The 13330-nt window shown below is 71.2% G+C and carries 13 protein-coding genes; 9 read left to right on the top strand and 4 right to left on the bottom strand.

Features of this window, described 5'->3' with window-relative positions; genetic code table 11:
* The first annotated feature begins 45 nt into the window (after window positions 1-45).
* Entirely contained in the window at window positions 46-915 is an 870-nt protein-coding gene (locus ACFYWJ_RS28890; RefSeq protein WP_355278923.1) for an alpha/beta hydrolase, read from the top strand.
* On the opposite strand, the gene ACFYWJ_RS28885 is transcribed toward ACFYWJ_RS28890, so the two are convergent.
* Window positions 852-1454 carry a helix-turn-helix domain-containing protein gene (locus tag ACFYWJ_RS28885; protein ID WP_355278926.1) on the bottom strand — a complete coding sequence of 201 codons (603 nt, stop codon included), beginning with the start codon at window positions 1452-1454 and terminating at the stop codon, window positions 852-854. The genes ACFYWJ_RS28890 and ACFYWJ_RS28885 overlap by 64 nt on opposite strands.
* Before the next feature lie 181 nt (window positions 1455-1635).
* Here ACFYWJ_RS28885 and ACFYWJ_RS28880 point away from each other — a divergent pair, with 181 nt between their 5' ends.
* Window positions 1636-3423, top strand: a complete 1788-nt coding sequence (locus ACFYWJ_RS28880) for an ABC transporter ATP-binding protein (protein WP_355278929.1) — start codon at window positions 1636-1638, stop codon at window positions 3421-3423.
* Entirely contained in the window at window positions 3420-5129 is a 1710-nt protein-coding gene (locus ACFYWJ_RS28875; protein WP_355278932.1) for an ABC transporter ATP-binding protein, read from the top strand. Before ACFYWJ_RS28880 ends, ACFYWJ_RS28875 begins: the two co-directional genes overlap by 4 nt.
* 87 nt (window positions 5130-5216) lie before the next feature.
* Here ACFYWJ_RS28875 and ACFYWJ_RS28870 read toward each other — a convergent pair whose 3' ends face one another.
* The 3 genes from ACFYWJ_RS28870 to ACFYWJ_RS28860 form a co-directional block, all read right to left on the bottom strand.
* Window positions 5217-6422 (bottom strand): FAD-dependent oxidoreductase, encoded by a 1206-nt coding sequence (locus ACFYWJ_RS28870; protein WP_355278934.1) that lies wholly within the window; start codon window positions 6420-6422, stop codon window positions 5217-5219.
* 244 nt (window positions 6423-6666) lie between these two features.
* Window positions 6667-7425, bottom strand: a complete 759-nt coding sequence (locus ACFYWJ_RS28865) for an ATP-grasp domain-containing protein (RefSeq protein ID WP_355278936.1) — start codon at window positions 7423-7425, stop codon at window positions 6667-6669.
* Window positions 7426-7476: 51 nt separating this feature from the next.
* A complete protein-coding gene (locus ACFYWJ_RS28860; RefSeq protein WP_355278939.1) occupies window positions 7477-8055 on the bottom strand; it encodes a TetR/AcrR family transcriptional regulator in 579 nt (192 codons plus the stop codon).
* Window positions 8056-8188: 133 nt separating this feature from the next.
* Here ACFYWJ_RS28860 and ACFYWJ_RS28855 point away from each other — a divergent pair, with 133 nt between their 5' ends.
* The 6 genes from ACFYWJ_RS28855 (at window position 8189) to ACFYWJ_RS28830 (ending at window position 13318) form a co-directional block, all read left to right on the top strand.
* Window positions 8189-9208: an aldo/keto reductase gene (locus tag ACFYWJ_RS28855; protein WP_355278941.1), complete on the top strand. Its 1020-nt coding sequence runs from the start codon at window positions 8189-8191 to the stop codon at window positions 9206-9208.
* Window positions 9209-9219: 11 nt separating this feature from the next.
* Window positions 9220-9711, top strand: coding sequence for a hypothetical protein (locus ACFYWJ_RS28850; protein WP_355278944.1), 492 nt, complete (start codon window positions 9220-9222; stop codon window positions 9709-9711).
* A 109-nt stretch (window positions 9712-9820) separates the two neighbouring features.
* Entirely contained in the window at window positions 9821-10762 is a 942-nt protein-coding gene (locus ACFYWJ_RS28845) for an ABC transporter ATP-binding protein (protein ID WP_355278946.1), read from the top strand.
* Window positions 10759-11562 carry an ABC transporter permease gene (locus ACFYWJ_RS28840; RefSeq protein WP_355278949.1) on the top strand — a complete coding sequence of 268 codons (804 nt, stop codon included), beginning with the start codon at window positions 10759-10761 and terminating at the stop codon, window positions 11560-11562. The genes ACFYWJ_RS28845 and ACFYWJ_RS28840 overlap by 4 nt, the downstream gene beginning before the upstream one ends.
* A complete protein-coding gene (locus ACFYWJ_RS28835) occupies window positions 11559-12701 on the top strand; it encodes a histidine kinase (RefSeq protein WP_355278952.1) in 1143 nt (380 codons plus the stop codon). The genes ACFYWJ_RS28840 and ACFYWJ_RS28835 overlap by 4 nt, the downstream gene beginning before the upstream one ends.
* Window positions 12698-13318 carry a response regulator transcription factor gene (locus ACFYWJ_RS28830; protein WP_355278954.1) on the top strand — a complete coding sequence of 207 codons (621 nt, stop codon included), beginning with the start codon at window positions 12698-12700 and terminating at the stop codon, window positions 13316-13318. Before ACFYWJ_RS28835 ends, ACFYWJ_RS28830 begins: the two co-directional genes overlap by 4 nt.
* Window positions 13319-13330: the final 12 nt, after the last annotated feature.

Below are 13330 nucleotides of genomic sequence, written 5' to 3'. Positions count from 1 at the left end.
GATACTGATCCCAGGTTGACACTGTCAATCGAAGGGATGGCAGCGATGTCCGAGCAGATCATCGAGACAATCGTCGGCCCGCTGGTCGTACGCGACACGGGCCGGGACGGCACGCTCCCGACCGCCGTCCTCTGGCACAGCCTCTTCGTCGACAGCCGCAGCTGGGCGCGGGTCGAACCCGCGCTGGCGCGCGAGCGGCGGCTCGTTCTGGTGACCGGTCCCGGGCACGGGGCCAGCGGCGATCCCGGCCGCCGCTACACGATGGCGGAGTGTGCCGAGGCCGCGAGCCAGGTGCTCGGGCGGCTCGGTATCGAGGGGCCCGTCGACTGGATCGGGAACGCCTGGGGTGGTCACGTGGGCATCCTGCTGGCCGCCCGGCACCCCGACCTCGTGCGCACGCTCGTCACCGCGGGCACGCCGGTCCGCGCGTACACGTGGAAGGGGCGTCAGCGCACGCGACTGCTGCTCGCGCTCTACCGTGTGCTCGGCCCGGCCCGTTTCCTGGTCGACATCCTGAGTCAGGTCCTGCTCTCGCCGCGCACGGCGGCGAGCGATCCGGAGGCCGTCGCGATGGTGGGCGAGGAATTCCGGGCGGCGGACCGGAGGGCGATGGCCAACGCGATCGTCTCGATCTCGCTGCGGCGCCGCGACCTCACCCCGGACCTGCCCGCGATTCACGCGCCGACGCTGTTCCTCACCGGCAGCGAGCATTCCGACTGGACGGGCGAGCAGGCGCGGGCCGCCGCGACGACCCTGACGTCGGGGTCGGCGGCCGTCATCGACGGCGCCGCCTACCTCCTCCCGCTCGAGCGCCCGGACGAGTTCGTCCGGGCGGTGGCGGAGTTCTGGATTCAGGCGAGTCGGTCGTCGGACGGCCAGAGCGCGCGCAAGGGGCGCAGGCCCTCCTCGACGTAGTCGGCGATGGGCCGTTCGCCGCCGTCGAGGTACCACTGTTCGAGGGCGGCGAAATAGCCGAAGGTCAGGGCATTGGTGGCGACTCGGGCCTGGGTGTCGGTGAACTTGCCGGTCGACGCGATCAGGGGCAGTAGTCGCCGGCTGGTGCGGTCGGCGGACGCGCAGGCGGCCATCCGGACCGAGGGCTCGGTGAAGTGGTAGCGGACCCGGCGCCACGGGCCCTGGTCGGCCGGGGCGGATTCGGCACCGGCGGGGGCGGATTCGTCGGCGCGGACCGAGCGCAGCAGGCTCTCGACGGGATCGTGGGGGTCGACCATGGCGGCGATCTCCGCCTCGCTCATGGTGTCGAACTCGTCGGCGACGATGATGCCTTCCTTCGTGCCGAACAGGCGATAGACCGTCGACGGTGACACCTCGGCGGCGGCCGCGATCTCCTCGATCGTGACGGCGCCGAACCCCTTCTCGTCGAAGAGATCCAGGGCGCGTTCCTGGATGGTGTGCATGGCCTTGAGCCGCCACCGCTCGCGAAGTCCGGTCATGCGAGCAGATTAGCAAGAGCTACTCGTTACAGAAAGTAACACGCTATAGACATTGACTGTCTGAATCGACTTACCTACAGTCACTTGCTAGAGACAGTGACTTTCTCGAACGACGCGAGGCTCGGCGTCAGGTCGCCGACCAGTGCCGATGCCGCGGTCACGCGAGGAGAAGGGGAAACCGATGACCACCACCGACCTCGTCGAGGTAGCGGAGACTTCCGCCGCACCACCGGACGCCGGACCCACGGGGCCGAGCCTCGCCGCGCTGCTGCGCCCGCATCTCGGGGGATTCGCGGCCGTGATCGTCCTGCAGATCATCGGCGCCGTCGCGGGCCTGGCCCCGCTGCTGGCCGTGGTCGAGCTTGGGCGCACCCTGCTGTCGTCGGGGCCGATCGATCGCGGTCATGTGTGGCTGGTGGTCGTCCTCGGGACGGCGGGACTGTTCGTCCGGCTGGTGTTCACCGCCGCGTCCGCCGGGCTCGGGCACCTCGTCGACGGCGCGGTGCAGCTGTCGTTGCGGCGGCAGCTGGCCGCCCATCTGGGGCGGGTGCCGATCGGGTGGTTCTCCCGGCGCGGCACCGGCGAACTGGCCAAGGTGGTCGGCGAGGATGTGAGCGCGGTGCATCCGTTCCTCGCCCACGCGCCCGGCGAATTGGTGTCGGCGTTCGTGGTGCCGCTGGTGTCGCTGGTCTATCTGGTAGCCGTCGACTGGCGGCTGACCCTGATCACGCTGATCCCGGTGCTGCTGGCGATCGCGCTGGTCCCGCTCATGGTGACGCCGGCCAGACAGCGCGAGCAGACCGAGTTCGACGCGGCGATGAGCCGGATCGCCGATGCGGTCGTGGAGTTCGTGCAGGGCATCGCCGAGGTCAAGGCATTCGGTGGCGGCGACCGCGCGCACCGCCGATTCCGTTCGGCGGTGGACGATTTCGCCGACACCTTCCTGCGCTGGGCGCGCGGGCTCTCGCCGATCGCCGCCGGGATGCAGCTGGCGCTGTCGCCGCCGTTCGTGCTGCTGGTCGTCCTGGTGGGCGGCGCCTGGCTGATCACGAGGGGCGGGCTGGCACCCGTCGATCTCCTGCCGTTCCTGCTGCTCGGCCTCGGGCTCACCGCCCCGGTCGCGGCCCTGGGCCACGGTTTCGACGATCTGCAAGCGGCGGGCCGCGCGGTGGGCCGGATCAAAGACGTCCTCGACGTCGCACCGCTGCCCGAGCCGGTCGAACCGATCGCGCCCCGCGGGCATCGCGTGGAACTGCGCGGCATCCGGTTCGGCTACGACGCCGGGCGCGAGGTGCTGCGCGGAATCGACCTGGTCCTCGAACCGGGCACGGTCACCGCCCTCGTCGGACCGTCCGGCAGCGGCAAATCCACACTCGTGCAGCTGCTTCCGAGATTTTTCGACCCCACCCACGGCGCGATCACGCTCGGCGGCGTCGACCTGCGCGAGATCGGCAGCGACCGGCTCTATCGCGAGGTGTCGTTCGTCTTCCAGGACGTGCGCCTGCTGCGCGCGTCGGTGGCCGACAATATCGCGCTGGCCGTGCCGGACGCCGATCACGCGCGGGTGGTCCGCGCGGCGCGGCTGGCCGGTATCCACGACCGGATCACCGAACTCCCGCGCGGATACGACACCGTGCTCGGCGTGGAGGCCGGGCTGTCCGGTGGTGAGGCGCAACGCCTCGCCCTGGCCCGCGCCCTGCTGGCCGACACCCCGATCCTGGTGCTCGACGAAGCCACCGCCTTCGCGGACCCGCGGACCGAACAGGCTGTGCGGCAAGCGCTGTCGAGCCTGCGGAAGAACCGCACGATCCTGGTCATCGCGCACCGGCCGGAGACCATCGCCGACGCCGACACCGTCGTCGTGTTGGCAGACGGCGTGATCGTCGAGCGCGGCGCGCCCGCGCGGCTCTTGGCGGGCCACAGCACCTTTGCCGCGTTCCGGCGATCCCACGGAGGAGACGCATCATGATCCGGACCCTGTTGCGCGTGCTCGGCCATCAGTACGCCGGACCGGTGCGCCGCACCGTCGCGCTGATGACGGCCACGGCGGTCCTCGAAGGCCTGTCCTATGCCCTGCTCGTGCCGGTGCTCCGAGAATTGTTCGGGGACGACCCGAACGGCGCCGAGCCGTGGCTGCTCGCGTTCGGGATCGCGGTCGCCCTCTACGGCGCCCTGCGCTATCTCAGCGACCTGGCCGGTTTCCGCGCGGGCACCACCTTGCTGCGCGGGACCTATCACCGGCTCGGTGATCACCTCGCCAGGCTGCCGCTCGGCTGGTATGGACCCGACCGGGTCGGCGAGGTGTCGGTGCTCGCGAGTCGCGGTGTGCTGGAGGCGATGAGCGTGATCGCGCACCTGCTCGCGCCGTTCGTCGGCGCGGTGGTGACGCCGCTGACGATCGTGGTCGTGCTGCTCGCGTTCAACTGGCAGCTGGGGCTGGCGGCGCTGGTCGCCGTTCCGCTGGTGGCCGCGATCCAGGGCTGGACGGGCCGGGCGATGGCCGCCGCCGACGCCGAACGCCACGACCGCGATCACCAGGCTGCCGGCCGGGTCATCGAGTACCTGCAGGCCCAGCCGGTGCTGCGCGCCGGTGGCCGCTCCACCGAGCGCTTCGGCCTGCTCGACGACGCCCTGCGCGGACTCCAGCGCGCCGCCCGCCGATCGGCGCTGTCGGCCCTGCCCGGCATCGTCGGCCTGACGCTGGCCGTGCAGGTCGTGTTCACCGTGCTGCTCGCCCTCGGCGCCTACCTCGCGCTGGGTGGGCAGGTCGGCGCGGCCGAACTGCTGGCGATCCTCGTCCTGGTGGCCCGCTGCGCCGAACCGCTGCTGTCGCTGGCCGAGATCGGTGGCCGATTGCGCAGTGCGCGAGCACAACTGACCCGCCTGGACGACCTGCTCCAGCTGGCGCCGCTGCCCGAACCCGACCACCCGATCGCACCGGACCGGCACGACCTCGAGTTCGACGCCGTCGGCTTCGCACACGGCGACCGAACCGTCGTCGACGACCTGTCACTGACCGTGCCCTCGGGACAGCGGTTCGCGATCGTCGGTCCCTCGGGCGCGGGCAAGAGCACCCTGCTCCAGCTGCTCGCGCGTTTCCACGACGTGGGCGCGGGCGCCGTCCGGATCGGCGGCGTCGACGTGCGCGAGATCGACACCACGACCCTGATGTCGCGCATCGCCATCGTCTTCCAGCATGTCTATCTCTTCGACGGCACCATCGAGGACAACATCCGGCTCGGCCGCCCCGACGCCACCGACACCGAGGTCCGCGCCGCGGCGACGGCCGCCGGCCTGGACGAGGTGATCGAGCGACTGCCCGGCGGCTGGTCCGCCGACGTGGGCGAGGGCGGCGCGCTGCTCTCCGGCGGTGAGCGTCAACGGGTTTCGATCGCCCGCGCGCTGCTGAAGGACGCGCCCATCGTCCTGCTGGACGAAGTCACCTCCGCCCTCGACCCCGTGAACGAGGCCGCCGTGCACCAGGGCATCGAGCGGTTGATGGCGGGGCGCACCGTCGTGCTGGTGGCGCACCGGATGCGGACCGTGGCGACGGCCGACCGCGTCGTCTTCGTCGACCGGGGGCGCATCGTCGAGGAGGGCACCCATCGTGAGCTCTTGGAGCTGGGTGGCCGCTACGCCGACTTCTGGAGCATCACCGCGACGCCGAATGCCTGAGTAGCGCCGTCCTTTTCACTGCTGTTAGGCAGCGTGCGCCCGAGCCGGTGGCCCCGATGACCTGCCGCGGTCGTCGGGGCCGATCGGTCACCGGTGCCCGGCGGTCGCGGCCGCGCCTGCCGGGTCGGTGTCGGCCCGGTCCCGCAGCAGTTGCGCGCGCTGGTCGCCCTTGGCCCAGGTGTGCGTGCCCGGCTTGCGCGCCTCGGTCGCCAGCTGCTTGATGGTGTGGCCGCACACGAACTCCTTCACCTTCGCGCCGGGGCGGCCGCCGAGGTGGAACCACTTGGCGGCGTCGTCCTTGTCGGCGAACTGGAAGACGCCCGCGTGGCGGCCGAGGCTGATGCACTGACCGGCGAAGCCCAGATCGATCGGGTCGGGGCGCTCGTCGGCGATCCGGCGCAGGATCGTGTCGGCGGCGTGCGCGCCCAGTGGGCCCGCGGCCTGGCAGCTCATCCGGAACGGCAGGTTCGACGGTGCCGCCGAATCGCCCGCGGCGACGATCCGGTCGTCGTCGATGCTGGTCAGGGTCTCGTCGGTGAGCAGGCGGCCGACGGCGTCGGTGCGCAGGCCGCTGCGGGTGGCCAGATCGGGGACGCCGAAACCGGCGGTCCAGATGGTGACGGCGCTGCGCAGGACATGACCGCCGCTGAGCCGCACGGACTCCGCGGTCACCTCGACGACCTTCGCGTCGGGGCCGTCCAAGATCGTCACGCCGAGGGCGGTCAGCCGCTTGGTGACCGCGCGCCTGCCGCGGGCATGCAGGTACGGGCCGAGCACGTCGCCGCAGACGAGCGTCACGGCGCGACCCCGTTCCGCCAGTTCGGCGGCGGTCTCGATCCCGGTCGGCCCCGCGCCGACCACCGTCACCGCGGCCGTCGCCGCCGCGGCGTCGAGCACCGGGCCCAGCCGCTGCGCCTCCTCCAGACTCGCGATGGGATAGGCGAATTCGCCCGCTCCCGGCACGCGCGGCGCCGCACTGCCGCTGCCCACCGCGTAGATCAGGTAGTCGTAGCCGATCGTGTCGCCGCCGCCCAGCGCGACGGTGCGCCCGGCCGCGTCGATCCCGGTCACCGTGTCGACCACCAGCCGCACCCCGGTCGCCAGCACATCGCCGTACTCGGCCACCGCGTCATCGGTCCCGCCCACCAGCTGATGCAGCCGAATCCGCTCGACGAACCGCGCCCGCGGATTGACCACCGTCACCGCCACATCGTCGCGCTGGGTCAGCCGATTGGCCGCCATCACACCCGCGTACCCGCCACCGACCACGACGACCTGGATCTTCTCGCTCATCGGTCTCTCCTTCACTCGAGGGCTTCGGGCATGAGACGCCGCCGGGCCATGCGCTGTGACAGGACGTGACACAGGTCACCGAGAGTTCAGTTCATCGAGGTGTGACCGTCGGTCGCGTCGGCCATCAGGCCCTGCTTCAGCGCGGCCAGCTGGGTGGGATCAGCGGAGCGCTGGGCAACTCGACACAGCACCAGGCCGAGAGGTAGACGATTCCGGTCAGGAGCTCCGGCGCGCGGATGCGGACTCAGGCGCCGGAGGTGGTGAGGAGTTCGGTCCAGCGGCGGAGGACGAGTTCGGTGTAGTCGTCGGCGGTGATGTCGTAGGCGCCGAGGGAATAGCCGTCGTTCGCTTCGACCAGGGCGGTGCGGCCGTCGGCCAGGACGCCGAAGTCGATGCCGTAGGCGATCGGCGCGGTGTCGGTCCGGTGGTAGGCGGCGACGGCGGACTCGACCACGGCCATGTCCAGGGTGACGGCGCGGTCGCCGTCGTAGTGGTCGACGGTCACGATGCGGCCGTCGATCACGTAGACGCGGTATTCGGTGCGCCAGGCCACCACCTCCGAACATCGGACCCGGCGGCGCCTGCTGGTGCTGTGCCACGCGGTGGCGTCGCGTTCGGAGTAGCAGACGGTGCCGGTGAAGCGCTTGCGGCGGTCGGCCGGTTTCACGAAGACCGGTGTCGCCGTACCGGTGTCGAGCGCGCTCTCGACCTCGCCCAGGGTCGATGTCCACACCCTGCGCCCGAGATAGTCGCGCAGCGCCTCGGGGTAGTCGTCGGGTTCGGGCACCGGAATGCGCAGCTGGCGCATGGCGCCGTGCATGGCGTCGGTGTCGCCGGCGATGAAGGTGGTCGGCCCCAGTGGCAGCTGCCGGTGGTGGATCCGCTTCCAGCTGTAGTAGCGGACGGGGATGCCGCGCCGTGCCAGGCCTTCGGAGAGTAGCCGCTCCTCGTGCCGCATCGGACCCGAGCCGGCGTATTGCAGAAACGCGACATCGAACCTCATCCTTCCGATCATCCTCCACCGCAGGATGATTCGCTCGGTGATCACGGATTCCTAGGTCCGCAACCCCCGGACGAGCAGGGCGACCACGCGGCGCGGCTGGTAGCGGGGGTTGTTCCCCGCGCCGATGCAGAGATTGCCGACGGCGCGCAGGAATTCGTAGGGATCGGTGCCGGGACCGATCTCGCCCGCCGCCGCGGCGGCGTCGAGCAGCTCGGCGCAGACGGGGAGCAGCCGGTCGAGGAAGTAGGTGTGCAGGGTGTCGAAGGCGGTGTCGTCGGACTGGAGTGCCTCGGCGAGACCGTGTTTGGTGACGAGGAAGTCGACGAACAGCTCGATCCACGCGGCGAGCGCGGCGTGCGGTGAGTCGTCGGTCGCGAGCAGGGTGGGGCCCGCCGCGGCGCAGGCGTCGACCTGGTGCCGGTAGACGGCGACGATCAGGTCGGCGCGGGTGGGGAAGTGGCGATAGATCGTGCCGACGCCGACGCCCGCCGCGGCGGCGATCTCGCGGACCGGGACGTCGACGCCCGCGGCGACGAAAGCCGCCGCCGCCGCGTCGAGCAGGGTCTGCTGATTGCGCCGGGCATCGGCGCGCTGACGCGGCGCCGCGGGTGCGCTGTCGTGGTCGGCCACCGTGCTGTCACCTCCGAGGGTTGGCAAACGGAACCATGTTCCGTATGTTGATTAGCGGAACGCTGTTCCGTTTGTTCAGGATGTCAGATCCGGCGCCCTGAACCAAGTCGCACAGCTCACGGAGGAGCAACCCATGCAGTACCGCAGCCTCGGTCGCACCGGTGTCCAGGTCAGCAGTCTCGTGCTCGGCGCGATGAACTTCGGCGCGCTGGGCAGGTCCACCCAGGACGAGGTCACCGCCATGATCGACGCCGCCGTCGAGGGTGGGGTCAACCTCGTCGACACCGCCGATGTCTACGGCCGTGGCGAGTCGGAGGAACTGGTCGGCAAGGCCGTCGCGGGGCGTCGCGACGATCTCCTGCTGGCCACCAAGGCGAGCCTGCCGATGGGGGAGGAGCGCAACCATCGCGGCGGTTCGCGTCGCTGGCTGGTCACCGCGCTCGACGACAGCCTGCGCCGACTCGGGGTCGATCACGTCGACCTCTTTCAGATCCACCGGTGGGACCCGAGCGTGAGCGACGAGGAGACGCTGTCGGCGCTGACCGACCTGCGGCAGGCGGGCAAGATCCGCTACTTCGGCTCGTCGACGTTTCCCGCCTACCGCGTGGTGCAGGCGCAGTGGGCGGCGCGGGAACACCACCTGGGCCGCTACGTCACCGAGCAGCCGAGCTATTCGATCCTGCAGCGCGGCATCGAGACCCACGTCCTGCCGGTCACCCAGGAGTACGGGCTCGGCGTGCTGGCCTGGAGTCCGCTCGCCTCGGGCTGGCTCTCGGGCGCCATTCGCGCCGATCGTGAGATCGCCACCAGCCGTTCGGCGTTCATGCCCCACCGCTTCGACACCACGGTCCCGGCCAATCGGGCCAAGCTGGCCGCCGTCGAACAGCTGGCCGAGGTCGCCGACCAGGCCGGGCTGACCATGATCCAGCTCGCCCTCGGTTTCGTCACCGCCCACCCCGGCGTCACCAGCGCCATCATCGGCCCGCGCACCCCGGCGCACCTGCACGCGCAACTCGCGGCCGCCGACACCCGCCTGTCCGCCGATGTCCTCGACGCCATCGATGCCATCGTCGCCCCCGGCACCGACCTCGCCCCCGCCGAGAAGAACGACGCCCCACCGTCGCTCCTCGACCCCGCCCTGCGCCGCCGCTGACCTCCGCGGCCATGGCGCCGACACCGCTGGCGTGGTTCTGCGCGGTGGTGTTCGGCGCCGGTGTGCTGACGGCGGTGCGGCGGGCCGAACGCGCGGCGGGCACCGGGTGGTCGCTCGTCGGCTTCGCCGGATTGCTGTTGCAGAACGCCACTTTCACGGTGATCGTCGCGATCCGCTACGCCCTGGGTCTCGCACCCGAGACCGGGGCGCTGTGGGTGTTTCACGATGCGCTGCTCGCGCTCAACGGCACCTTTCTGGCCCTGGCGCTCGTCGGCCTGACGCTGGCCGGACGACTCGCCGGGCTCGTTCCGCGCTGGCACGCGGTGCTCGGATTCCTGGCCGCCGCACTGCAATTCACGGCGGCGACCCTCGCGCCGGTGGTCATCGACGAAAAGGGGCCGCTCGGGCTGGTCGGCCTGTCCGGCTGGCTGCTGTGGACGATCTGGTTCGCGGTGTACGGGATTGCGCTGCTGCGGAATTCGTCGGTCGCCGAGCCCGCATGACTTTTGTCATCGGCTGCCCGTGCGGGATTCATCGCTGATCGGTGATCGCGCTTACTACTGGGCAGAGCCCGCGTCGACGACCGTGGAAGGTGTGAGAAAGGGGCACACGATGAACGACATCGTCATCGCCGCGCGTGGGCTGCGCCGCACCTATGGTCGCGGTGCGGGGGCCTTCGAAGCCGTCGCAGGGGTGGATCTGGACGTCGTCGAGGGGGAGGTGTTCGCGCTGCTGGGGACCAACGGCGCGGGCAAGACCTCGACGCTGGACATGCTGGAGGGGCTGGCCGCGCCGTCGGCGGGCCGGGTCGAGGTGTTCGGCCTCGACCCGATCCGGCATCGCGATCAGGTGCGTCCGCGGGTCGGGATCATGCTGCAGTCCGGGGGACTGCCCGCCGAGCTCACCGTCGCCGAGACACTGGCGATGTGGCGCGGGACGTGCAGCACGCCGACCACCGTCGACACCGTGCTCGCCCAGGTCGGCCTGGCCGACCGCGCGACGGTGCGGGTCGGCTCGCTCTCGGGCGGTGAGCAACGCCGTGTCGACCTGGCCTGTGCGCTGCTCGGTCAGCCGCGCCTGCTGTTCCTGGACGAGCCGACGACCGGTCTCGACCCCGAAAGCCGCCGCGCGACCTGGCGATTACTCGCCGACCTGAAGGCGGCCGGGGTGACGATGGTGCTCACCACGCATTACCTCGACGAGGCCGAGTCGCTCGCCGACCGCATCGTGATCATGGACAAGGGCGCGGTGGCGCGGCACGGGACCCTGCGCGAGATCGTCGACGGTCATCCGTCGCGGATCGTCTTCGACCATCCCGGACTGCCGGTGCCGCCCCTGCGCGGCGCGCGGATCGAGGCGCGCGAGCGCGTCACCATCAGCACCGACGACCTGCAGGGACACCTGTTCGCCCTGCTCGACTGGGCGCGCGAGGCCGGCGTCCGGCTGGCCGGGCTCGACGCCCGCGCCGCCTCCCTCGAATCGGTCTTCCTCGATATCGCGGGCGACCACGACGCCCCCGCGCCCGCCACCGAACTGATCGGAGCCCGACGATGACCACCGCCACCGCGCCCCGCCGCCGTCCGCTCGCCGCCCTCGCCGCGGCCGAGTGGCTGCAGTTCCGGCGCAACAAGACTCTCGTCTACCTGGCGACGCTGTTCCCGGTCGGGATTCCGCTGGCCACCTACTTCATCGCCCGCAAGGACACCGCGCCGACGGCCGCCATGGCCGCGGCGGCCGTGGAGATGCTCGCGCTCATGGCATTGGTGTTCGTGCAGTACTACTCGGTGCTGTCGATGGTGACGACCCGCCGCAGCGAGGGCGTGCTCAAACGGTTGCGCACCGGCGAGGCCGCCGACTGGCAGATCCAGGCCGCGCCGGCGGTTCCGGGCGTCCTGGTGACCTTGGCGTGCGCGGTCGCTGTCACCGCCGTCGTCTACGGCAGCGGAGCGCCCGCACCGGTCAATCCGGTATTGATGATTGCAGCCCTCATCGGCGGGATCGGTGTGTTCGCGCTACTCGCGCTGGCGACCAGCGCGGTCACCAAGAACGCCGAGGCCGCCCAGATCACCTCGCTGCCGGTGATGCTGCTGGCCATGCTCGGGCTCGCCTCGATCCGCACCGTCCTGCCCGACCGGCTGGCCGTGCTCGCCGACTGGACGCCGTTCGCCGCCGTCTCCGACCTGGTGTTCCTCGGTGCGTCCGGCAAGACGGCCACGGCCGCGGCGACCGATCCGGTGCTGAGCCCGGTCGGGACCGTCACCGCGTCGGGCCCCGCGTTTGCGACACTGGCGATATGGACGGTCCTGGCACTCGCGCTGACCCGCAAGAGCTTCCGCTGGGACGATCGGGGATGAGGCGCTGGACCGCCTGGTGGCACGAGCTGTCGAGCGCGGCGAAGTTCCGGTTGTACTCGCGGCTCACCCTCCAGGCGGCCATCGTCACCGTGGTGGCCGCGATGGCCCTGTCCGCCTCCTCGCGCCTGTCGATCCCGGTGATCGTCCTCGGCGGGATCGCGGCCGTCGCGGCGGTGGAAGCGCAGCCCGATCTCGCCACCAGGCGCGGAGTCGTGGCGCGGCCGTGGCTGCTGCCGGTGGCCACGGCCACGCTGGCCGGGCTGTGGGGGATCGGCGCGGTGGTGTCCCTGCTGGCCATCGACGAGCGGATCGTCGACACCGCGCGGGCGGCCGGCGGATTCGCGACGATGTTCGCGATGTTCGCCATCGTGCCGTTCGTCCGGCACAGGTGGTGGCTGCTGATCGGACTCGCCCTGGCCACGGCGCTGGTCTTCGGGCTCCCGCAGGGAGCCGCGCCGCAGGCCGCGGCGGTGTTCCTCGGCACCGGCTTCTTCGCCGTCGGGGTCACGCTGCTCACCGTGTGGGGACTGGGCATCATCGACGAACTCGACCGCGCGAAACTCGTCGAAGCCGAGTTGCAGGTCGCCGAGGAACGCTTGCGCTTCGCGCGCGATCTGCACGATGTCGTCGGGCGGGGATTCTCCGCGATCGCGGTGAAAAGTGAACTGGCCGTGGCACTGTCCCGGTCGGGTCAGCACGTCGACGCGGAGTCGGAGATGGAGGCGGTGCGGATGCTCGCCGTCGAGTCGATGGGTGCCATGCGCGCGCTGGTCCGTGGCTACCGCGATATCGACCTGCGGGGCGAAGTCGCCGGGGCCAGGTCGCTGCTCTCGGCGGTCGGCTGCGAGCTCGTCGTCGAAGGCGACGCGGCCGCCGTGCCGCCGCGATTCCACGAGGTGGCGGCCTGGGTGGTGCGCGAGGGGACGACCAATATCGTCGAGCACTCCGCCGCGACCACCGCGACGCTGGCACTCGGCGGCGCCGGGATGTCGCTGCGCAACGACCGCCCGCATGCCGCGATCGGCGCGCGCTCCGGGCTGCGCGGCCTGGCCGAGCGGCTCACCGCCGTCGGCGCGACTCTCGACGTCGACGCGATCGCCGACGAGTTCACCCTCGAAATCCACTGGGAGACGATGTGATTCCGATCTACCTCGCCGACGACGAGACGCTCATCCGAGCCGCGCTCGCGACGATGCTCGGGCTCGAGGCCGATCTGACGGTCGTCGCGCACGTGGGGTCGGGCACCGAACTCGTCGACCTGTGGCGGCGTCGCGCCGACACGGACGAGCCGATGGCGGTGGCCGTCATCGACCTGCAGATGCCGGGGATCGACGGCATCGATACCGCCGTCGAGCTGCAGCGGATCACCCCGGGCGCGGGCACGCTGATCGTCACCAGCCACGGCAGGCCCGGCTATCTCAAACGCGCGCTCGCCGCCGGGGTGCGCGGCTTCCTGCCCAAGACGACCTCGGCGGCGACCCTGGCCGAGGTGATCCGCACCGTCCACCGGGGTGGCCGCTATGTCGACCCGGAGCTGGCGGCCGAGGCCATCAGCGCGGGCGACACCGTCCTCACCGCGCGCGAGGCCGACGTCCTCGAATTCGCCGCCGACGGCGCCTCCGTCGACGACATCGCCCGCCGCGCCCACCTGTCCCCGGGCACCACCCGCAACTACCTGTCCTCGGCGATGAGCAAACTCGGCGTCTCCAACCGCTACGAGGCCGCCCTCAAGGCCAGGGAGAAGGGCTGGATCTAGTACGCGCCCAAG

It is taken from the genome of Nocardia sp. NPDC003269, assembly GCF_042888005.1.
GTDB lineage: Bacteria > Actinomycetota > Actinomycetes > Mycobacteriales > Mycobacteriaceae > Nocardia.
Note: the sequence above shows the minus strand (reverse complement) of the source record. Positions and strands in the feature narration are given on the sequence as shown.

Excerpts from the sequence above, each read along its gene's own strand:
- ACFYWJ_RS28870 (WP_355278934.1), bottom strand. The coding sequence starts at position 6,422 with ATGAGCGAGAAGATCCAGGTCGTCGTGGTCGGTGGCGGGTACGCGGGT.
- ACFYWJ_RS28845 (WP_355278946.1), top strand. The coding sequence starts at position 9,821 with ATGAACGACATCGTCATCGCCGCGCGTGGGCTGCGCCGCACCTATGGT.
- ACFYWJ_RS28850 (WP_355278944.1), top strand. The coding sequence starts at position 9,220 with ATGGCGCCGACACCGCTGGCGTGGTTCTGCGCGGTGGTGTTCGGCGCC.
- ACFYWJ_RS28855 (WP_355278941.1), top strand. The coding sequence starts at position 8,189 with ATGCAGTACCGCAGCCTCGGTCGCACCGGTGTCCAGGTCAGCAGTCTC.
- ACFYWJ_RS28865 (WP_355278936.1), bottom strand. The coding sequence starts at position 7,425 with ATGAGGTTCGATGTCGCGTTTCTGCAATACGCCGGCTCGGGTCCGATG.
- ACFYWJ_RS28835 (WP_355278952.1), top strand. The coding sequence starts at position 11,559 with ATGAGGCGCTGGACCGCCTGGTGGCACGAGCTGTCGAGCGCGGCGAAG.
- ACFYWJ_RS28880 (WP_355278929.1), top strand. The coding sequence starts at position 1,636 with ATGACCACCACCGACCTCGTCGAGGTAGCGGAGACTTCCGCCGCACCA.
- ACFYWJ_RS28875 (WP_355278932.1), top strand. The coding sequence starts at position 3,420 with ATGATCCGGACCCTGTTGCGCGTGCTCGGCCATCAGTACGCCGGACCG.
- ACFYWJ_RS28885 (WP_355278926.1), bottom strand. The coding sequence starts at position 1,454 with ATGACCGGACTTCGCGAGCGGTGGCGGCTCAAGGCCATGCACACCATC.
- ACFYWJ_RS28890 (WP_355278923.1), top strand. The coding sequence starts at position 46 with ATGTCCGAGCAGATCATCGAGACAATCGTCGGCCCGCTGGTCGTACGC.
- ACFYWJ_RS28840 (WP_355278949.1), top strand. The coding sequence starts at position 10,759 with ATGACCACCGCCACCGCGCCCCGCCGCCGTCCGCTCGCCGCCCTCGCC.